16 protein-coding genes are annotated in these 21,981 nt (G+C 50.3%); 9 read left to right on the plus strand and 7 right to left on the minus strand.

Features of this window, described 5'->3' with window-relative positions:
- Positions 1-69: 69 nt before the first annotated feature.
- Together ACTHTY_RS08880 and ACTHTY_RS08885 are read left to right on the plus strand one after the other, a co-directional pair.
- On the plus strand, positions 70-1,029 hold the full coding sequence (locus tag ACTHTY_RS08880; RefSeq protein WP_440367269.1) for a DnaJ C-terminal domain-containing protein: 960 nt from the start codon (positions 70-72) through the stop codon (positions 1,027-1,029).
- 15 nt (positions 1,030-1,044) lie between these two features.
- Positions 1,045-1,335, plus strand: coding sequence for a chaperone modulator CbpM (locus ACTHTY_RS08885; protein WP_003747441.1), 291 nt, complete (start codon positions 1,045-1,047; stop codon positions 1,333-1,335).
- Positions 1,336-1,452: 117 nt separating this feature from the next.
- Here the strand turns inward: ACTHTY_RS08885 and ACTHTY_RS08890 are convergent, their stop codons facing one another.
- A complete protein-coding gene (locus tag ACTHTY_RS08890; protein WP_049343946.1) occupies positions 1,453-1,647 on the minus strand; it encodes a YbdD/YjiX family protein in 195 nt (64 codons plus the stop codon).
- Positions 1,637-3,718: a carbon starvation CstA family protein gene (locus ACTHTY_RS08895; RefSeq protein WP_440367271.1), complete on the minus strand. Its 2,082-nt coding sequence runs from the start codon at positions 3,716-3,718 to the stop codon at positions 1,637-1,639. The genes ACTHTY_RS08890 and ACTHTY_RS08895 overlap by 11 nt, the downstream gene beginning before the upstream one ends.
- Positions 3,719-4,048: 330 nt before the next feature.
- Between ACTHTY_RS08895 and ACTHTY_RS08900 the strand changes: the two genes are divergently transcribed.
- Entirely contained in the window at positions 4,049-4,792 is a 744-nt protein-coding gene (locus ACTHTY_RS08900; protein ID WP_036493902.1) for a pseudouridine synthase, read from the plus strand.
- Between the two features lie 59 nt (positions 4,793-4,851).
- Here ACTHTY_RS08900 and alr read toward each other — a convergent pair whose 3' ends face one another.
- Positions 4,852-5,910, minus strand: a complete 1,059-nt coding sequence (gene alr, locus ACTHTY_RS08905) for an alanine racemase (protein WP_293203863.1) — start codon at positions 5,908-5,910, stop codon at positions 4,852-4,854.
- A gap of 216 nt (positions 5,911-6,126) precedes the next feature.
- Between alr and ACTHTY_RS08910 the strand changes: the two genes are divergently transcribed.
- Together ACTHTY_RS08910 and ACTHTY_RS08915 are read left to right on the plus strand one after the other, a co-directional pair.
- Positions 6,127-6,588 (plus strand): winged helix-turn-helix transcriptional regulator, encoded by a 462-nt coding sequence (locus ACTHTY_RS08910; RefSeq protein ID WP_079453694.1) that lies wholly within the window; start codon positions 6,127-6,129, stop codon positions 6,586-6,588.
- A 574-nt stretch (positions 6,589-7,162) separates the two neighbouring features.
- On the plus strand, positions 7,163-8,500 hold the full coding sequence (locus tag ACTHTY_RS08915; protein ID WP_440367273.1) for a GTPase/DUF3482 domain-containing protein: 1,338 nt from the start codon (positions 7,163-7,165) through the stop codon (positions 8,498-8,500).
- Positions 8,501-8,574: 74 nt separating this feature from the next.
- Here ACTHTY_RS08915 and ACTHTY_RS08920 read toward each other — a convergent pair whose 3' ends face one another.
- Genes ACTHTY_RS08920 through ACTHTY_RS08930 form a run of 3 tightly spaced genes read right to left on the minus strand, consistent with a single transcriptional unit; the run spans position 8,575 to position 14,530 of the window.
- Positions 8,575-9,981, minus strand: coding sequence for an efflux transporter outer membrane subunit (locus ACTHTY_RS08920; protein ID WP_440367275.1), 1,407 nt, complete (start codon positions 9,979-9,981; stop codon positions 8,575-8,577).
- Positions 9,982-10,037: 56 nt separating this feature from the next.
- Entirely contained in the window at positions 10,038-13,250 is a 3,213-nt protein-coding gene (locus ACTHTY_RS08925; protein WP_440367276.1) for an efflux RND transporter permease subunit, read from the minus strand.
- Between the two features lie 11 nt (positions 13,251-13,261).
- Positions 13,262-14,530: an efflux RND transporter periplasmic adaptor subunit gene (locus ACTHTY_RS08930; protein WP_293203867.1), complete on the minus strand. Its 1,269-nt coding sequence runs from the start codon at positions 14,528-14,530 to the stop codon at positions 13,262-13,264.
- A 227-nt stretch (positions 14,531-14,757) separates the two neighbouring features.
- Here ACTHTY_RS08930 and mtrR point away from each other — a divergent pair, with 227 nt between their 5' ends.
- Complete coding sequence (gene mtrR / locus ACTHTY_RS08935; RefSeq protein WP_440367277.1) at positions 14,758-15,393, plus strand: multidrug efflux system transcriptional repressor MtrR; 636 nt, start codon at positions 14,758-14,760, stop codon at positions 15,391-15,393.
- A gap of 65 nt (positions 15,394-15,458) precedes the next feature.
- Here the strand turns inward: mtrR and ettA are convergent, their stop codons facing one another.
- Positions 15,459-17,135: an energy-dependent translational throttle protein EttA gene (gene ettA / locus ACTHTY_RS08940; RefSeq protein ID WP_003747462.1), complete on the minus strand. Its 1,677-nt coding sequence runs from the start codon at positions 17,133-17,135 to the stop codon at positions 15,459-15,461.
- 340 nt (positions 17,136-17,475) lie between these two features.
- On the opposite strand from ettA, the gene ACTHTY_RS08945 reads away from it, so the two are divergent.
- The 3 genes from ACTHTY_RS08945 (at position 17,476) to pgmB (ending at position 21,838) form a co-directional block, all read left to right on the plus strand.
- Positions 17,476-18,828 carry an SLC45 family MFS transporter gene (locus ACTHTY_RS08945; protein ID WP_371493165.1) on the plus strand — a complete coding sequence of 451 codons (1,353 nt, stop codon included), beginning with the start codon at positions 17,476-17,478 and terminating at the stop codon, positions 18,826-18,828.
- A 73-nt stretch (positions 18,829-18,901) separates the two neighbouring features.
- Positions 18,902-21,160: a glycoside hydrolase family 65 protein gene (locus tag ACTHTY_RS08950; RefSeq protein ID WP_293203869.1), complete on the plus strand. Its 2,259-nt coding sequence runs from the start codon at positions 18,902-18,904 to the stop codon at positions 21,158-21,160.
- 12 nt (positions 21,161-21,172) lie between these two features.
- Positions 21,173-21,838 carry a beta-phosphoglucomutase gene (pgmB, locus tag ACTHTY_RS08955; RefSeq protein ID WP_293203870.1) on the plus strand — a complete coding sequence of 222 codons (666 nt, stop codon included), beginning with the start codon at positions 21,173-21,175 and terminating at the stop codon, positions 21,836-21,838.
- Positions 21,839-21,981: the final 143 nt, after the last annotated feature.

Consider the following 21,981-nt stretch of genomic DNA (forward strand, 5'->3'; position numbering starts at 1 on the left):
ATTTTAGAATATCTACCCTCAATTATTAAAACTATAAGAATTTTGTATATGAGCAGTCAAAGGAATAACATGGCAGAAAAAAACTATTATGAAATACTAGGCGTTGCCAAAGATGCGGATGAGGCCGAAATCAAAAAAGCCTACCGAAAACTGGTGCGCAAATACCACCCCGATGTCAGCAAAGAACCTGACGCAGCCGAACGCACGGTAGAAATCAACCGTGCCTACGAAACGCTTTCCGACAAAGAAAAGCGGGCCGAATACGATGAAATGTTGGCTAATCCTTACGGACGCAGCGCCGGAGGCAATCCGTTCGGTCAAGGCGGCAATCCGTTTGGCAATGGATTTAACGGTGGCGGCTTCCACTATGAACGTCATGAAGGCGAACCGTTCGGAGCGGGAGACTTCAATTTTGAAGATCTGTTTTCATCATTCCGCCAATCCCACACTCGTTCCGAGCAACCCCGCGGCCCAATAAAAGGCGAGGATCAACATGCTGAATTGAGTATTGATATTTACGCAGCGTATGTTGGCGCAGAACGTAGCATGACTTTGAATGTGCCGACTCTAGACGAATACGGACGTGCGGTTTATCAAAATAAAACCCTCAACGTCAAAATCCCCAAAGGCATTGCAGAAGGCCAACAAATCCGTTTGGCCGGTCAAGGTTTGCCGGGATATAACGGTGGAGAAAACGGTGACTTGTACTTAAAAATCAAGTTCCACGACCAACCTGATTTATACGTCAAAAACAGGAAAGACGTATATCAAACAATAGATGTCAAACCTTGGGAAGCCGTATTGGGCGGCAAAATCATCGTCCCTACCGCTTCAGGCCGCTTACAGGTCAATCTGCCTGCCAACAGCCAAAGCGGTAAAAGCATCCGCCTCAAAGGCAAAGGTATTCCTGCAAAAGAAGCCGGAGACCTTTATCTCAGTATCCGCATTAATGTTCCGCCAGTAGAGAGCGAAGCCGACCGTGCCGCATGGGAAAAATTGGCCGAACACTTTGCCGCGAAACAAGCATAAAAGAAAGGATAAATTATGATTCAGTCCTCCGATGTTACCCTTACTTTTGAAGAAATCGTTGCCGCCAGCCGCTGCCGTCGTGATTGGCTGTTGGAACTTATAGCAGAAGACATCATCAGCATAGATGGTGCGCCCGAAAAAAGCACCTTCAGTGGTTTTCATCTTGCCCGCATCCGTCGCGCACAACGCTTAAGCCGTGATTTTGAGGCCGGCATTCCTGCATTGGGGCTGATTATGCGGCTGTTGGACGAGGTGGAAGAACTCAGAAAAATACAGCGTCCGCTGGTACTGCTCGAAGAAGAGTAAATATTGGCAAGTTGTTCGATTGAATATTGATGACAAGACAAAGTTTTTGATGTTTATTGATATTCCATAATGAAAGGCCGTCTGAAAATATTTTCAGACGGCCTTTTTATGCCTTCATTAACAACAGCGTCCGCCGTTGCTGCCGCAACGGCGTTTGCGGCAGTAGTCTTGGAATTGCAGCTCAGTCATGACCGGCGCGTTGGGATTATGTTTGCGCTGGCGGGCAACGTAGTTTTCATAATCTGGGACACCAGCCATCAAGTTCGCTGTCAACTTGATGGTTTTCCACCAAGATGCGAGCTTATGCTTCACTTTGAGCCTCCGGCTGTTTACCGTCACGGTACACTGCTGGAATTTCTTTAGCAGTTGGCCAACCGACTTTCCGGGCTTTCATGGCGGTACGGAAACCGTACACGGCGACAATCACGACAACTGCCAGGAACAAAGCGGTCAGACCGGCATTGATTTGGTCGTTGAAGATGATTTGTGACATTTCGCCAATGTCTTTAGCTGGGGCAAGGACTTCGCCTGAGGCCAAGGCATCGCGGTATTTGCCTGCATGAGCTAAGAAGCTGACGCGTGGGTCGCTGTGGAACAGTTTTTGCAAACCGGCATAGCAGGTTACGAACAATACGCCGACAGCAGGAACCAAGGTTACCCAAACATAGCGGTCGCGTTTCATTTTCACCAATACAACGGTACACATAATCAACGCTACGCCTGCAAGCATTTGGTTGGCGATACCAAACAACGGCCAGAGCGAGTTAATACCGCCCAGAGGGTCGGTTACGCCGGTATAGAGGAAGTAACCCCACAATGCCACGGCAAAGAATGTGGCAACCAAGTTGGCAGGGATAGAGTCGGTGTTACCGAATGGTTTGTAGAAGATACTGCCCAAGTCTTGAATCATGAAACGGGCAACGCGTGTACCGGCGTCAACCGCGGTCAAGATGAACAAGGCTTCAAACAGCAAAGCAAAGTGATACCAGAACGCCATCATGGCTTCACCCGGAATCAGACGGCTCATGATGTGTGCCATACCGACTGCAAGGGTTGGCGCACCGCCTGCACGGGACAGAATGGTGTTTTCGCCCACTTCTTTAGCAGTATGCAACAGAGTTGCGGCATCAACAGAGAAATTCAGTTTAGTGGTGATGACTTCGGCAGCTGTGTTGGCATCTGTACCAATCAGCGCGGCCGGGCTGTTCATCGCGAAGTACACGCCTGGCTCAAGCGAAGCGGCGGCAGCCAGCGCCATAATGGCCACAAAGCTTTCCATAATCATGCCGCCGTAACCGATCATGCGGACGTGGGTTTCGTTTTCCACCATTTTTGGCGTGGTACCTGAAGAAATCAGCGCATGGAAGCCTGAAACCGCACCACAAGCGATGGTAATGAACAAGAATGGGAACAATGCACCAGAGAATACCGGGCCGGAACCGTCAATAAAGTGGGTAACTGCAGGCATTTGCAGAGTCGGGTTAACAATAACGATACCCAAAGCCAAAGCTGCAATCGTACCGATTTTCAGGAAGGTAGACAGATAGTCGCGCGGAGTCAGCAAGAGCCAAACCGGCAATACGGAAGCCACGAAACCGTAAATCATAATCGCCCAAGTCAGCTGAATGCCGTCAAGGTCGAACCAATGGCCGAAGGAGCTGTGGGCAACATCTTCACCATAAATCACAGCCAACATCAGCAAAATAAAGCCGACGATGGAAATCTCGCCAATTTTGCCCGGACGGATGTAACGGGTGTAGATACCCATAAACAGGGCAATCGGCATAGTCGCTGCGATGGTGAACGTACCCCAAGGGCTGTGAACCAATGCTTTCACAACGATCAGCGCCAATACCGCCATAATGATGACCATAATCATCAAAATACCGATGGATGCAATCACGCCGGGGACGGTACCGAGTTCTTGTTTCACGATATCGCCCAAAGACTTACCGTCACGACGCATAGAAACAAACAGTACCATCATATCCTGTACGGCACCGGCAAATACCACGCCGAAGATAATCCACAAAGTACCGGGCAGATAACCCATTTGCGCTGCCAATACAGGACCAACCAAAGGGCCTGCGCCGGCAATAGCGGCAAAGTGGTGGCCGAACAGTACGCCTTTATGTGTGGGAACATAGTCCAAGCCGTCATTGTGGCGTTCTGCCGGAGTCAGACGGTTAGGATCAAGCTGCATCACACGGTTGGCAATGTAAAGACTGTAAAAACGGTAGGCAATGCAGTATACCGAAATGGCGGCCGTAACCATCCAAATCGCACTGACACGCTCGCCGCGACTGAGGGCCAAAGTGGTAAAGGAGGCCAGGCCGACCAAAACCACAATGCCCCAAATCAAAAATGATTTGAGCGATTTCATTGATTTATCCTTAAAACGTGATGCACCAAGGCTTGCTTTAGCGACAAACTGCCTTAATGCGCTTCAGAAAGACCAGTCATTATAGTCTTCATGATTTCATGAGTGAAATGTCATTTCAACCCCAATTCGACTGAAAACAAAATGATTAGTTCGTCCGTAAGGTTAACACAAACAGACAATATACCCTTCATTTTTTACTTCAAAACCAAATATTCCTTAACATATAGCAAACGAAAGGCCGTCTGAAAACCCAAATATTCAGTTTTCAGACGGCCTGACAAACGGTCAATGCTATAATCCGATATTCCCATTTCTCTATATTGCCATACCATGCAAAACAACGATTCCGAAACCATGCGCCTCTCCAAACGCATGGCGCAATTAGGCTTATGCTCGCGCCGCGAGGCAGACAGCTACATCGAGCAAGGCTGGGTCAAAGTAAACGGCCAAACCGCCGTACTCGGTCAAAAAGTCACCGAGCGCGACCGCATCGACCTCAACAAACAAGCCCATGAAAAACAAGCCGCGCGCGTAACCATCCTGCTGAACAAACCTGTCGGCTACGTCAGCGCGCAGGCAGAAAAAGGCTATAAGTCCGCCGCCGAACTCATCACAGCCGACAACCATTGGGAAGGCGACGACAGCCGTATCCCTTTCAGCGAAAAACACAAATTCGGCTTAGCTCCTGCCGGCCGCCTAGATATTGATTCTGTCGGATTGTTGGTACTCACCCAGGACGGACGCATTGCCAAGCAACTGATTGGTGAAAACAGCAGCAGCGAAAAAGAATACCTCGTCCGCGTCCGTGGCAAACTGGACGACAAAGGCCTCGCCCTACTCAACCACGGCTTGAGTTTGGACGGCGAAAAGTTGCGCCCCGCCAAAGTTGAATGGCAAAACGAAGACCAGTTGCGCTTTATTTTGCGACAAGGCAAAAAACGCCAAATCCGTCGCATGTGCGAACTTGTCGGCCTACGCGTCGTCGGTTTGAAACGCATCCGCATGGGCAAAGTCAAACTCGGCAGACTGCCGCCGGGCAAATGGCGTTATTTACGCGCTGACGAATCGTTTTAATTGCAGCTAATAAAAAGGCCGTCTGAAAACATATTTCAGACGGCCTGATCTTTTACTGCTTACTCGATATACGTAAACTTCGCACGTTTGATATTACAGAGAATTTCGTACGGAATCATACCGGCAACTTCGGAAACTTCATTGATATTAATCACATCGCCCCAAAGCTCGACTTCCGCGCCCAAGCCTTCTTTCGAGGCTTCCAGCTCAACCGTAATCATATCCATAGATACCCTGCCGATAATACGGCTGCGTTTGCCATCCACTGCCACAGGGGAATTAGTGGAAGCGCGACGCGGATAACCGTCGGCATAGCCGCAGGCAATCAAACCGACACGGGTAGATTTGCTGGTGTAGAACGTTGCTCCGTAGCCAATCGGAGAATGCGGTTGCAACACACGCTCGCCGAAAACGCGGGAAGTCAGGCGCATAACAGGTTTCAAACGCTCATCCACGCCGCCGAAAGGCGAAATACCATATAAGGCCAGACCGGCACGGCCCCAATCGCGGCGTGCTTCAGGCACGTTCAAAATCGCGGCGGAATTGGCCAAGCTCTCTTCGCCTTCCAAACCCTCACACGCCAAATCAAATGCTTCAAGCTGCATTTCGGTCATGCCGTTTTCCGGTTCGTCTGCGCAGGCAAAATGGCTGAATTTCACAATATTTTCAACCGATTCGGATTGTTTCAATGCAGTATAGGCCGCGGCATAATTGTGTGGAAAGAAACCGGCACGGTGCATACCTGAGTCCATTTTCAGCCATACGGTTGTCGGACGTTGCCACTCATGATGCACAAACGCCTCCAGCTGCCATTGACTGCCGATTGCCGGCCACAAATCATAACGGTCAACATCCGCATACTCCGCAGCATCGAATACGCCTTCCAACAAAACAATCGGGTTTTTAATGCCGTTTTGACGCAATTCCACGCCTTCATCTACCGTTGCCACCGCAAAGCCGTCGGCAATATCCGCCAACGCGTGTGCACATCTGACCGCACCATGCCCGTAAGCATCGGCCTTAATCACAGCCAACAATTTATTGCCGTGCAACTCTTTGAGAAAACGATAATTTTGACGTAAATTATCCAAACGGATTTGCGCATTGAGCGGACGCATAATGTATTCCTCTTATCGGCATTCCGTTTCAGACGGCCTGCCCCATTACTTTGAAGTAAATATTATAGGTCAAAAACTACACAGGATTCCATGAAATACACAAGAATAATCTATTCATAATTTAGACCTCATGCGCACCTTTAGGCATTTATGCTTCTTCTCAGGCTGTTTTAAGGTTATGATTCAATCCAAATGAAAACGACAGACATCAAGACCATGAAAGAACTCGACAAAACCGACTTAAAAATTCTCAAGCTCCTACAACAAAACGCACGTATCCCCATGACCGAATTGGCTGAAAAAGTCGGCCTCTCCACCACGCCGGTAACCGAACGCGTCCGCCGCTTGGAACGCGACAACCTTATCACCGGCTATCACGCCCATCTGAATCCTCATGCTTTAGGCCAAAGCCTCTTGGTCTTTGTCGAGCTGAAACTGCGTTCCAAATCCGGCAATATTTTTGAAGACTTCAAACGCGAAGTACTGAAGATTCCGCAAATTCTGGAATGCCACTTGGTCTCTGGCGAATACGACTACCTTATCAAAGTCCGCCTGCCCAATATGTCCGCCTATCGCGATATGCTCGGCAACATCCTGCTGCAACTGCCGGCTGCGTCCGAAAGCCGCAGCTATGTTGTCATGGAAGAAGTCAAAGAAGAAGTAGTATTAGACATCTAATTCTATTCAACAAACAAAGGCCGTCTGAAAGATTACAACATTCAGACGGCCTTTATTTTAAATAGGCAAAAAAAATGCACACATCCGACAGAATGTGTGCCAAGTCTACAAAGGAGAAATAGAGGAGAAACTATTAACTGACTACTCGAACCAGCTAACGAAACGAATTATGCAACAAGATATTCAACCGCGCAAGTATTTTTCTTGTAAAGTTTCTTAATTATTCAATTAACAGATCTTAAATGTAATCATGTTTCAATGTAGATAAAAAAATGCGCATACCGTTTTGATATGCGCCAAGTCTACAAAGGAGAAATAGAGGAGAAAAATCAAGCTGCATCAAGCAACTCAACGGCGCGAATTATCCTAGCCTTCTACCCGACTGTCAACTGTTTTCCTATCTATTTTCAAGTATTTTGCCAAAAAACAACAAAGTCGCTATTCCCCTCTTTTTCTAGCTATTTTCGCCCATATATAAAAAGAATTTAGGGCCGTCTGAAACATATATTGCCACTAAAGATAAACGGCTCCATACTCACACATTCATAGTCCATATCAACCCAACCCAAAGACCATGACCACCCCACTTTCCCTTGCCGTCGTCGGCCATACCAACACAGGCAAAACCTCGCTCTTACGTACGCTTTTGCGCGACAGTACCTTCGGCGAAGTGAAAAACGCACCTTCTACCACGCGCCATGTCGAAGAAGCCCTCATCAACGACGGCGACGACAGCTTGGTTTACCTCTACGACACACCCGGCCTTGAAGATGCCGGCGGCGTGTTGGATTGGCTGGAAACCCACACATCTGCACGCGATGACGGTATTGAACGCATCCAGCAATTCCTCAACAATCATGAAGCGCATCACGAGTTCAACCAAGAAGCCAAAGTGCTGCGCCAAGTCATGCAAAGCGATATGGCCATGTACGTCATCGATGCGCGGGAACCCGTCCTCGACAAATACAAAGACGAGCTGACCATTTTGTCTTGGTGCGCCAAGCCCATCATGCCCGTGTTCAACTTCACCCAAAATCAAGACCTGACTGCTTGGACCAATATGCTCGCCCGCAGAAACCTGCATGTTTACGCCGGTTTCGATACTGTTGCCTTCGACTTTGAAGGCGAAATCCGATTGTGGGACAACCTTGCCACCATGTTACCTAAGCGCGACATCCTAGACCGCCTCATCAATATGCGCCGTCGCGAGTGGCAACGGCTGGATACGGAAGCGCGCCGTGAAATTGCTGATTTTCTACTGGATGCCGCCGCATTCACCCAAGAAATTGCCGAAAACGACGACCCTGCCCCGACTTTGGAAGTCATGCAATCGGAAATCCGCCAACTTGAGCGGCAAATGCAACAACGCCTGTTCACACTTTACCGCTTCTATCACGACGAAGTCGGCAGCGACAGCACATGGATGCCCAAAGCCTTCAAACAAGATCCGTTTGACAGCGAGTTGCTCAAACATTACGGCATCCGTACCGGTACCGGCGCAACCGCAGGCGCTCTCATCGGCCTGGGTTTGGACATTGCCACGCTTGGCGGCTCGCTTGGTTTGGGCACAGCCATCGGCGGACTGTTGGGCGGCATTTTGCCCAATGCCCAAGACATCACCGACAAAATCAACGGCCGACAAACCCTGCATACCGATCCGGAAACCCTTACCCTGCTCGCCGCACGCGCACTGGATTTGTTGCACGTCTTGCAAACGCGCGGCCACGCTGCCCAATCGCATATCGAGTTAAACGAACGCAAAGCGCCATGGAATGCAGCCAAATTGCCAAGCGAACTCAACAAAGCGCGCAGCAACCGCAAATGGTCTTCGCTCAACACACACCAGCCCGAAGCCAGCCGCAACGAACGCGCAGCCTATGCCGCCACTTTAAGCGAGAAATTAAAAGCTTAGAATTGCCGCATAATAAAAAGGCCGTCTGAAACCCAAATGTTTCAAACGGCCTTTTAATCTTAGCAGGCAAATATTTATTCGGCAGCTTTGGTTTCGCGTTTCAAACCGCCGCCAAGTGCTTTATACAAGTCGGCAAGGTTTTCCAAACGGGTCAACTGATTAGCCAAAAGAGCAGTTTCTGCGCTGTAACTGCTGCGCTCGGCATCCAGCAAATCTAATGCACTGGATACGCCATGTTTGTAGCGCAGGCTGATGAGGCGCAGGCTGTCGTTGTAGGCACGGCTTTGTTTGCTCAAAGCGGCATAGCTTTTATCCAGCTGTTCGCGTGCAACCAACGCATTGGAAACGTCTTTGAATGCGGATTGAACAGCGGCTTCATAAGCAACGATTTGTGCCTGTTGGCGCAGTTTGGCTACGTCAAGATTGGCTTTGTTTGTGCCCCAATCAAAGATAGGCAGAGTGATGGATGGTGCAAAAGCCCAAATACCCGTGCCGCTTTTAAACAGGCCGCTCAACTCGCCGGAAGCGGTACCGACAGAACCGGTCAGGCTGATGCGTGGAAAAAACGCCGCACGAGCCGCGCCGATATTGGCATTGGCTTGTTTGAGCGCGTGTTCGGCCGCGCGGATATCCGGACGGTTGAGTAACACCTCCGAACTCAAACCGGCAGGCAGTTTGGTCAATTTGAACTGCTTGCTCAAAGGCAGACCGGCAGGCAAATCTTCAGGCAAAGGTTGATTAATCAGCATGGCCAAGGAATTGCGCGCTTGCTCGCGGTTTTTCACCGCGGATGCGTAATCGGCTTTGGCTGATTCAATCAGCGCTTCCTGTTGGCGCAAATCAACGGCGGAAATCACGCCGGCCTTATGGCGTAATTGCGAGAGCTTGTAAGTCGCTTCACGGGTTTGCAACACGCGTTGTGCCAATGCCATGGTTTCTTCAGCGTAGCGTTCGTTAAAGTAGGCTTTGGCAACGGTAGAAATCAAGGTCAGATGGGCGGCATCGCGGTTGGCGGCCACATTGAAATAACCTTGCAACGCGGCTTCGCTGGTGCTGCGGACACGGCCGAAAAGGTCAAGTTCATAAGAGGCTGCGCCCAAACCCACACTGTATTGGCTGCTGACGCTGCCGCCGCTCAAGCTGCCTTGACGCGAACCTGTACCGCTAGCATTGACGGTTGGCAACAAATTATTACGCGCAATCATATATTGCTTGCGGTAGATTTCCGCATTCAGCGCGGCCGTACGCAAATCGGTATTGCGTTCCAATGCGATGTCGATCAGGCGGTGAAGGCGCGGATCGGCAAAGTAATCTTGCCAACCCAATTCAGCGGCACGGATACCGTCGTCAACAGTGTCGTATTTAAACGTATCGGCCACGGCAACTTGGGGCTGCTCATATTTCGGCATCATGGTACAGGCCGACAAAGCCACGGCTGCGGCAACGGCGGTCAGTACAGGTTTGAATGTAATCTTCTTCATTTTAGAATCCTTTAGCATTTTGAGGCCGTCTGAAAAATTTTCAGACGGCCTTTGCTTTAGTGCTTGTCTGAATCGTGTTTACCGTCTTCAATCATGCCGGCTTCAGCGGCGTGTTTGGCGGCCATCTCATGCTCGTGTGCAGTTTCTTTAAAGAATTTGCGCACAACCACATAGAACAAAGGCACAAGGAACACAGACAGAATCGTACCGATCAACATACCCCAGAACACGGTCGTACCAATCGCACGTTGACTGGCGGAGCTGGCACCGCTGGCAACATAGAGCGGCACCACGCCCAAGATGAAGGCGAACGAAGTCATGATAATCGGACGGAAACGCAAGTGTGCGGCGGCAAGCGCAGCTTCAAGCGCGCTCTTGCCTTGCGCTTGCAGGTCTTTGGCAAACTCGATAATCAAAATCGCGTTTTTCGCACTCAAACCCATCACCGTAACGAAACCGACTTGGAAGTAGATATCGTTGGCGTATGCCGGAATACTGCCCAGCAATGCTTCAAACATGTTACGGCCGGTCACGCCCAATGCCGCGCCAATCAAGCCCAACGGAATCACAAGGATAACCGCCAACGGGATAGACCAGCTTTCGTACAAAGCAGCCAATACCAAGAATACAGCGGCAGCGGCCAATGCGTACAACACGACAGTTTGTGAGCCGCCTTTAGCCTCTTCACGAGACTGACCTCCCCATTCCAGACTGTAACCGCCGCCCATTTCTTCAACCATTTGCTGTACCGCAGCCATGGCTTGACCGGAAGATACGCCATTAACAGGAGAGCCGGAAAGCTCCATTGCCGGATAACCATTGAAGCGGACGCTTTGTTCCATACCGTTTTCCCAAGAAACAGTAGCAATGGTAGAAAGCGGTACGGCCACGCCGGATTTATTCGGTACAGTCAGGTTCAGAATATCGGCAGGCTGCATACGGGCACTCGCATCAGCTTGTACCATCACGCGTTGCAGACGGCCTTGATTCGGGAAATCGTTGACATAAGACGAACCCAAAGAAGAAGCCAAAGCAGTACGGATATCAGAGAACGAAATACCTTGTGCGGCTGCGGCGGAACGATTGATGTCGATTTTCAACTGCGGCGCATCTTCCAAACCGCTCGCACGGACGGTACTTGGGTTAAACAAACCGCTTTTGCGCATTTTGTCAATCAACTCATTGCGCTTGGCCAATAATGCGGCATGGCCGCTGTTGTTACGGTCTTGCAGGTAAATCGTCAAGCCGGAGCCTGTACCCAATTCCATAATGGCAGGAGGCACAATCGCCAAACCGAAACCGTCTTTCAGCGTAGCCATCATCATGCCGGTCAACTTACCGGAAATAGAAGTCGCATCGCTGCCCGGAGCAGTACGTTCGCTCCAGTCTTTCAGAATGACAAAGCCCAAAGCCATGTTTTGGCCGGAACCGCTAAAACTAAAGCCGGAAACGGTAATAATGTTCTCGATCTCAGGTACAGATTTCGCCAGTTGGGTGATTTGAGCCAAAGTTGCATCGGTACGCTCTTTGGTTGCGCCGGCAGGCAGCTGCACGCTCAACATCAAGTTACCTTGGTCTTCAGACGGCAAGAAGGAAGTCGGCAGACGCATAAACAAGAATACGCCCACAACAGTCAGACCAATATAGACAACCATCATGCGTAAAGTCTTGCGCAAGACTTTGGCAACCCAGCCTTCGTAGCCGTGTGTCCAGCTGTCGAATTTTTTGTTAAACCAACCGAAGAAACCTTTTTTCTCTTCGTGATGACCCTTCTGAATCGGTTTGAGCATGGTGGCACACAATGCCGGAGTCAGCGTCAAGGCAAGGAATGCGGAGAAGCCGATAGATGCCGCCATGGTCAAGGCAAACTGTTTGTAAATGTTACCGGTTGCACCGCTAAACATTGCCAGTGGCACAAATACGGACATCAACACGGCAGTAATACCGATAACCGCGCCGGAAATCTGACCCATCGCTTTTTTGGTGGCAGCCTTAGGCGACAAACCTTCGCTCGCCATAATACGCTCAACGTTTTCAACGACCACAATCGCGTCATCGACCACAATACCGATCACCAATACCATCGCAAACATGGTCAATACGTTAATCGACATACCCATGTATGAGATAAAGGCAAAACCGCCCAACAGGGAAATCGGTACAACAATAGTCGGAATCAGCGTATAGCGGATGTTTTGCAGGAAGAGATACATCACCAAGAATACCAAAACAATGGCTTCCAAAAGCGTATGGATCACTTTCTCAATCGAAATTTCCACAAATTTGGAAGTATCGTAAGGAACTTTCCAGCTCATACCGTCTGGGAAATACTTCTGCAAAACCGCCATTTTTTCTTTCACAGCAGTCGCTGTTGCCAAAGCGTTACCGCTGTTAGACAGCATCACTGCCATACCGGTGGTATTCACGCCGTTCAAGCGGGTGGAAGAAGAATAGTCCTGCATACCCAAGCTGACTTTGGCAACGTCTTTCAGATAGACATTCGAGCCGTCGGTATTGGATACCAAAATGATGTTGCCGAACTCTTCAGCAGTGCTCAGCTGACCTTGCGCTGTAACGGTTGCTGAAATAGTCTGACCTGCAGCCGCCGGCAAAGAGCCGATAGAGCCTGCAGAAATTTGGATATTTTGAGTAGCCAGTGCGTTGGTTACCGTTGCAAAAGACAAGTTGTAGTTTTGCAGTTTTTTCGGGTCAACCCAAATACGCATGGCGCGTTGCGCACCAAACAATTGTACCTGCCCTACCCCGTCGATACGCTGCAGTTCAGGAATGATATTGCGCTGGGCGTAATCGTTCATTTCCTCAATGGATTGCTTTTCAGAAGAAAGCATGACCACTTGCAAGAAGTTGGAACGCGCTTTAGATACGGTTACACCATATTGCTGTACGGTAGAGGGCAATGTGGACAACACTTCCGACAATTTGTTCTGCACGTCTACCTGCGCCAAATCTTCATTGGTTTCCGGTGTAAACGTCAGACTGACGCTGCCGCTGCCGCTGGAATTAGCAGAAGTCGTCATATAGTCCAAACCTTCCACACCGTACATATTACGTTCGATAACGGCCAGTACGCTGTCTTCCATTACCTGAGCAGAAGCGCCCGGATAAGTAGCGCGCAAAGTAATGGTCGGTGCAGCAACGGACGGATATTGGGAAATCGGCAGTTTTTGAATGCCGAAAATACCCGCTGCGATGATAAAAATCGCAATAACCCATGCAAAAATGGGGCGGTCAATAAAAAACTTAGACATTCATGCGTTCCTTATTTGGCTTCAGATGCAGCTTTAGCTTCAGGCTTGGCCTCGGATGCAGCTTGGCCGTCTGAAACTGCCGTTGTTGCTGCCGCAGCGCTTGCAGGCGGCGTCCATTCTTTCGGCGTTACCTGTTTAGCACCCGACATAGCGGCAATGCTGATGCCTTCAACAATCACTTTGTCGCCGTCTTTCAGGCCGTCTGTAATCACCCAATTGCTACCTTGCTGTTGGGCAACGGTCACGACACGCGCTTCCATTTCGCTCTTGTCATTCACCACCATCACCGTATCTTGCGAACCGCGGGTAACTGCTTGCTGCGGCACTACAAATGCATTATCCACTGCCACTTGTTCCATCAACACGCGTACATACAAGCCCGGCATCAAGATATTTCTGTCGTTAGGAATGGCGGCGCGCAAGGTAATTTGACCGGTCGTTTCGTTGACAGTCGGATCTGCAAACAGCAGACGGCCTTTTTCAGGGTAAACCGTACCGTCGTCAAATTTGATATCCACTGCAATCGCGCCGTTTGCCGCCAACAATTTGCCTTCGGCAACCTGTTGACGCAGTTTCATGACCTCACTCGCAGACTGAGTAACGTTGACATACATCGGATTGGTTTGTTGGATGGTGGCTAAAACAGTGGTATCGCCAGAATTCAGCAGCGTACCTTCAGAAACTTTAGATTGACCGATAAAGCCGGAAATTGGCGCAGTAATGCGGGATCGGTTCAGGCTGATACCGGCAGATTTGATGGCTGCTTGAGCGGATTTGACGCCTGCCTCTGCCGAACGCTTGGCCGTTACGGCCGCATCATATTCTTGTTGGCTGATGGCATCGGCGGCAACCAGCGGTTTGTAGCGGGCCAGGTCGGCGTTCGCTTTGGCCAAAGTAGCTTGTGCACTCGCCAACTGGGCGCGTGCGCTTTCTAAGTTTGCTTCATAAGATGAGCTGTCGATTTGGTACAAAGGCTGACCGGCTTGCACATAGCTGCCCTCTTGGAAGAGGCGTTTTTGCAGAATACCGCCGACTTGGGCGCGAACTTCGGCAGTACGCAATGATTCCAGACGGCCCGGCAACTCGGTTGTCAATGCAACGACTTCCGGATGCACAGTGACCACGCGCACTTCAGGCGCAGGTTGTTTTTGCTGTTGCTGACTGCCTTGCGCCTGTTGGCCGGCTGCTTTTTCATCACCTTTGCCGCAAGCGGAAAGCGCCAACGCAGTAGCTGCTGCAATTGCCGCGACACGCATCATTTTAGAAGCATAAAGAGCCATAATTTTCCTATCTCTATGATAAATAAGGGTTTGACTAATTAAAAATTGATTACTTTAATCTCATATTTCACAAACAGAAATTGCCTGTTTTTTATGAAAAACAGGCTGATTATATAGTGTTGAGAAACACTATCAAGTATTGAATTGAATTATACATACATTTTTGCATGTTCAGAAGTAATTTTTTATAATCCGAACCATAAATTTATATTTCCTACAAAAAAACCATGAGAAGAACCAAAACCGAAGCCTTAAAAACCAAAGAATATCTCATGCTTGCCGCATTGGATACGTTTTATCAGAAAGGCATTGCCCGCACCTCGCTTAACGAAATCGCCCAAGCCGCAGGCGTAACGCGCGGCGCGCTGTATTGGCATTTCAAAAACAAAGAAGATTTGTTTGACGCCTTGTTCCAACGGATTTGCGACGACATCGAAAGCTGCATAAAAGAAGACTCGAACAATAATAACGAACAGGCTTGGCCAAGCTTCCGACTGACCCTGACCCGTTTTTTCGAGCGCCTGCAACACAACGAGCTTCACTATAAATTCCACAGCATTTTGTTTTTAAAATGCGAACACACCGAGCAAAACGAGGCGGTTATTGCCATCGCTAAAAAACACCAATCTCTATGGCGTGAAAAAATCGTTGCTGTCCTGACTGATGCGGTACAACAAAAAGCGTTGGCGGATAATTTAGATATCGACATGGCGGTCATCTTCATCAAGTCTTCATTAGACGGCTTGATTTGGCGCTGGCTTTCTTCAGGTCAAGGCTTCGATTTGGCGCAAACTGCCCCACGCATGATTGAAATCATCATTGATACATTGGAAAACCATCCGCAATTAAGAAAACAATCATAAACATCAAAAATAAAAGGCCGTCTGAAACATTAAAAGTTTCAGACGGCCTTTTGGTTCAAACCTAATTAACGTGTTACCGGTTTGTAACGGATACGTTTCGGTTTCGCGCCCTCTTCGCCCAAACGGCGTTTCTTGTCGGCTTCGTATTCCTGATAGTTGCCGTCGAAGAACACCCATTTAGAGTCGCCTTCACAAGCCAAAATATGCGTAGCGATACGGTCGAGGAACCAGCGGTCGTGCGAAATCACCATCACGCTGCCGGCAAATTCCAACAATGCGTCTTCCAGCGCACGCAGGGTTTCCACGTCGAGGTCGTTGGACGGTTCGTCCAGCAGCAACACATTGCCGCCGCTCAACAAAGTTTTTGCCAAGTGCAGACGGCCGCGTTCGCCGCCAGACAATTGACCTGCGATTTTGCTTTGGTCGCTGCCTTTGAAGTTGAAGCGTCCCAAATATTGGCGGGCGGGAATTTCAAACTGACCAACCTGTAAAATGTCGCGGCCTTCGGCGATGTTATCGAACACGGTTTTATCGTTTTGCAAACCTTCGCGGCTTTGGTCGATCAAGCTCATTTTCACGGTTTGCCCGATTTTCACTTCGCCGGAATCAGGCTGCTCTTTGCCCGAAATCATTTTGAACAGCGTAGATTTACCCGCGCCGTTCGGGCCGATGATGCCGACAATCGCGCCCGCAGGTACTTTAAAACTCAAATCGTCAATCAGCACTTTATCGCCAAACGATTTGGAAACGTTCACAAATTCAATCACTTCGTTACCCAAACGCTCGGCAACAGGGATAAAGATTTCCTGCGTTTCATTGCGTTTTTGGTATTCGTAGTTGCTCATTTCTTCAAAACGAGCCAAACGCGCTTTGGACTTGGCTTGGCGGCCTTTGGCATTTTGGCGCACCCATTCCAACTCCTGCTTCATCGCTTTCACGCGTGCGGCTTCGGATTTCGCCTCGTTTTCCAAGCGTTTTTCTTTCTGTTCCAGCCAAGACGAGTAATTGCCTTTCCACGGAATACCGTGGCCGCGGTCGAGTTCCAAAATCCATTCGGCAGCGTTGTCGAGAAAGTAGCGGTCGTGTGTTACCGCAACGACTGTACCGGGGAAGCGCACCAAGAATTGCTCCAGCCATTCGACAGATTCTGCGTCCAAGTGGTTGGTCGGCTCGTCCAGCAGCAGCATATCGGGCTTGCTCAACAAGAGTTTGCACAAAGCCACACGGCGTTTTTCACCGCCGGATAAATTGCCGATTTTGGCATCCCAATCAGGCAGGCGCAGCGCGTCGGCAGCGATTTCCAATTCGTGTTCCGCACCGCCGCCGGTAGATGAACCAGCCGCAATAATCGCCTCCAAACGGCCCTGCTCTTCCGCCAACGCGTCAAAATCCGCATCAGGATTGGCGTACTCGGCATACACTTCTTCCAAGCGTTTCTGCGCGGCAGCCACTTCACCCAAACCGCTTTCCACTTCCTCGCGCACAGTTTTCTCAGGATCAAGCTCGGGCTCTTGCGGCAGGTAGCCGATTTTAATGCCGCCCATCGGCACGGCTTCGCCCTCAAATTCTTTATCCACGCCCGCCATAATCCGCAGTACAGTAGATTTACCCGCACCGTTCAAACCAAGCAAACCGATTTTTGCACCGGGGAAAAATGAAAGGGAAATGTCTTTAATAATGGTTTTTTGCGGCGGCACAACCTTGCTCACGCGCAACATAGAATAGACGTATTGTTGGGACATAGTTTTCTCGTTTCCGTCAAACAAATTTCAGACGGCCCATTTTAACCTATTGCCCAAATACTTGCTTGTTCAAATGCCGTCTGAAAATAGAAATAAGCATCAAAATATACACCGAGCCGAACCGATACCCTCATTACCCGACGGTATCAATGCCAAACCGCAAAAAATTTGATTTAAGCCAGTTTATCCTTGAACTGGCATTGCCAATATCCGGCGCGCTTCATAAAATGCACCTATATCCTTGAAAGTACGCACACAAACAATAACGACAGAGAACACCACACCAAGGAACCTTTCAGATTTCTCAATAAAAATACTTTTTAAAAAAAGGATTTACCTCATGTCGGAAAATACGCAAAAAACAGCAAAACAAGGTTTGCCGTCACTGGCAAAAAGTACGATTTGGATGCTGAGCTTCGGCTATCTCGGCGTTCAGACGGCCTTTACCCTGCAAAGCTCACAAATGAGCCGAATTTTTCAAACTTTAGGCGCTGACCCGCATAATTTGGGCTGGTTTTTCATTCTGCCCCCATTGGCTGGTATGTTGGTTCAGCCGATTGTGGGCTACTACTCAGATCGCACTTGGATGCCGCGCTTGGGCGGCCGTCGTCTGCCCTATCTGCTTTACGGCACGCTGATTGCGGTCATCGTTATGATTCTGATGCCGAACTCGGGCAGCTTCGGTTTTGGCTACGCTTCTTTGGCGGCTTTGTCGTTTGGCGCGCTGATGATTGCGCTGTTGGACGTGTCCTCCAATATGGCAATGCAGCCGTTTAAAATGATGGTCGGCGATATGGTCAACGAGGAGCAGAAAAGCTACGCCTACGGCATTCAAAGTTTCTTAGCAAATACGGGCGCGGTTGTGGCGGCGATTCTGCCGTTTGTGTTTGCGTATATCGGTTTGGCGAACACGGCCGAAAAAGGCGTCGTGCCGCAAACTGTGGTCGTAGCATTCTATGTGGGTGCAGCCTTACTTATTATTACCAGTGCGTTCACCATCTTCAAAGTCAAAGAATACGATCCGGAAACCTACGCCCGCTATCACGGCATCGATGTCGCCGCGAATCAGGAAAAAGCCAACTGGTTCGAACTCTTAAAAACCGCGCCTAAAGCGTTTTGGACGGTCACTTTAGTGCAATTCTTCTGTTGGTTCGCCTTCCAATATATGTGGACTTACTCGGCAGGCGCGATTGCAGAAAATGTTTGGCAGACAACAGACGCCTCTTCCGTAGGCTATCAGGAAGCAGGCAACTGGTACGGCGTTTTGGCGGCGGTACAATCCATTGCTGCCGTTATCTGCTCGTTTATTCTGGCAAAAGTACCGAATAAATACCATAAAGTCGGTTATTTCGGTTGCTTGGCTTTGGGTGCACTCGGTTTCTTCTCCGTTTTCTTCATCAGCAATCAATACGCACTGGTGTTGTCTTATACCTTAATCGGTATTGCGTGGGCCGGTATCATTACCTATCCTTTGACGATTGTGACCAATGCCCTTTCAGGCAAACACATGGGTACTTATTTGGGTCTGTTCAACGGCTCTATCTGTATGCCTCAAATCGTCGCCTCTCTGCTGAGCTTTATCCTCTTCCCTATGCTGGGCAGCCATCAGGCAACCATGTTCTTGGTTGCAGGCGCGGTCTTGCTGCTGGGAGCCTTCTCAGTATGTCTGATTAAAGAGACCCACGGCGAATAATCCATCAATACCATCGGCAAAGCCGTCTGAAACCTTTGTCGAACTTACAATTTTAATAACAGGAGCTTCATAAATGTATACAAGAATCATGGAAGTCAGCCCTTGGACACTGCGTTCGGCAAAACTGGAAAAAGAACACAAACGGCTGCAAGAGAGCCTGACCAGCTTGGGCAACGGCTATATGGGTATGCGCGGCAACTTTGAAGAAACCTACTCCGCCGACAGCCACTTGGGCACCTACATCGCTGGCGTGTGGTTCCCCGACAAAACCCGCGTCGGCTGGTGGAAAAACGGCTACCCCAAATATTTTGGCAAAGCCATCAACGCGCTCAATTTCAGTAAAGTCAAAATCTTTGTCGATGGACAAGAGGTGGACTTGGTGAAAAACGACGTTGCCGACTTCTCCGTCGAACTCGATATGCAGCACGGCGTGTTGCGCCGCTCGTTCACCGTATTCGGCGTGCGTTTCGATGTGTGCAAATTCCTGTCCGTCGCGCAAAAAGAGCTGGCTCTCATCCGCTGGGAAGCCGTATCCGTTGACGGCAAAACCCACCAAGTCCGCATCGATTCCATCATCGATGCCGACGTGAAAAACGAAGACTCCAACTACGAAGAAAAATTCTGGCAGGTATTAGACAAAGGCGTTTCAGACGGCCTCTCCTACATTGCCACCCAAACCGTTGCCAACCCTTTCGGCGTGGAACAATTCATCGTCAACGCCGAGCAAACCTTCGCCGGCAGCTTCAAAGCCCTCAGCGGCAGCCAAACCGACTGGCAGGTCTCTAATTCTTTCCAAGCCGAAGTCGGCGGCACGCCCGAAACTTTTGAAAAACGCGTGATTGTTACCACCAGCCGTGATTATCAAGGCTTGGAAGCAGTGAAAGCCGCTGGCCGCGCCTTGTCGGAAAAAATCGCAGGCGTTGCGTTTGAAACCTTGCTGGACGCGCACAAAGCAGGCTGGCTGCACCGTTGGGAAATCGCCGACGTGGTCATCGAAGGTAGCGACGAAGCGCAGCAGGGCATCCGCTTCAACCTGTTCCAACTGTTCTCCACCTACTACGGCGAAGACGCACGCCTGAACATCGGCCCGAAAGGCTTTACCGGCGAAAAATACGGCGGCGCGACCTATTGGGACACCGAAGCCTACGCCGTGCCGCTCTACCTCGCACTGGCTGAACCCGAAGTTACCCGCAACCTGCTGCAATACCGCCGCAACCAACTGCCGCAGGCGCAGCACAACGCGCGCGAACAGGGCTTGGCGGGCGCACTCTATCCGATGGTAACGTTTACGGGCATCGAGTGCCACAACGAATGGGAAATCACTTTCGAGGAAATCCACCGCAACGGCGCGATTCCTTACGCCATCTACAACTACACCAACTACACCGGCGACGAAAGCTATCTTGCCAAAGAAGGCTTGGAAGTCTTGGTCGAAGTGTCCCGCTTCTGGGCGGACCGCGTCCACTTTTCCAAACGCAACGGCAAATACATGATTCACGGCGTAACCGGCCCGAACGAATACGAAAACAACATCAACAACAACTGGTACACCAACACCCTCGCCGCATGGGTATTGGATTACACCCGCGAAGCCTTGGCGAAATACCCGCGTCCTGATTTGAACGTGAGTGCCGCCGAGTTGGAAAAATGGGCGGACATCAGCACGAATATGTACCGTCCGCATGACGAAGAACTCGGCGTATTCGTGCAGCACGACGGCTTCCTCGACAAAGACATCCGCCCCGTGTCCGCGCTTTCGCCCGACGATTTGCCGCTCAACCAGAAATGGTCGTGGGACAAAATCCTGCGTTCGCCCTTCATCAAACAGGCGGACGTCTTGCAAGGCATCTACTTCTTTGGCGACCGTTTCAATATCGACGAAAAACGCCGCAACTTCGACTTCTACGAACCGATGACCGTGCACGAAAGCTCGTTGTCGCCTTGTATCCACGCCATCCTTGCTGCCGAACTGGGCAAAGAAGAAAAAGCCGTGGAAATGTACCAGCGCACCGCCCGCCTGGACTTGGACAACTACAACAACGACACCGAAGACGGCCTGCACATCACTTCCATGACCGGCTCGTGGCTCGCCATCGTCCAAGGTTTCGCCCAAATGAAAACTTGGGGCGGCAAACTCAGCTTCGCGCCGTTCCTGCCGAGTGCGTGGACAGGCTACGCCTTCCACATCAACTACCGCGGCCGTCTGATTAAAGTCGCCGTCGGCAAAGAAAACGTCGTCTTCACCCTGCTTAAAGGCGAGCCGCTCGATTTGCAGGTGTACGGCAAAGACATCACGCTCAACGGCAGCCACACCGTTGCGTTGGAAAAATAAGGAGAGCGCAAAATGACTTTTACAGCAGTGCTCTTTGACCTCGACGGCGTCATCACCGACACCGCCGAATACCACTACCGCGCATGGAAAAAGCTTGCCGAAGAACTGGGCATCAGCATCGACCGCAAGTTTAACGAGCAGCTCAAAGGCGTGTCGCGCGACGATTCACTCAAACGCATCCTCGCGCACGGCGGCAAAACCGTCAGCGAAGCCGAGTTCGCCGAACTGACCCGCCGCAAAAACGACAACTACGTCGAGATGATTCAGGCAGTCAAACCCGAAGACGTGTATCCCGGCATTTTGCCGCTGCTGGAAGCATTGAAAGCAAACGGCAAAAAAATCGCCCTCGCGTCTGCCAGTAAAAACGGCCCGTTCCTGCTAGAACGCATGGGGCTGACCCACTTCTTCGACGCCGTCGCCGACCCTGCCGCCGTCGCGCATTCCAAACCCGCCCCCGACATCTTCCTCGCCGCCGCCGAGGGCGTGGGCGCGGACATCCGCCGCTGCATCGGCATCGAAGACGCCGCCGCCGGCGTCGCCGCCATCAAAGCCGCCGGTGCCTTGCCCATCGGTGTGGGCAAAGCCGAAGACTTGGGCAGCGACATCGCGCTGGTGTCCGACACCGCCGAGCTGACCTACGCCTATCTGCAAAGCGTGTGGGAACAGTCAGGTAGATAAAACATTAAGGAAGTAAAAAGGCCGTCTGAAAAATATTTCAGACGGCCTTTCTGCTTTTAGAACAGAGTGATAACCCAACCTACTCAACCCTAAAAACTGAATACCAACTTTTCAACCATGCTATTCAAATTTATTTGAAAGAT

The sequence above is a fragment of the Neisseria sp. P0019.S002 genome, assembly GCF_051957155.1.
Classification (GTDB): Bacteria; Pseudomonadota; Gammaproteobacteria; order Burkholderiales; family Neisseriaceae; genus Neisseria; species Neisseria perflava.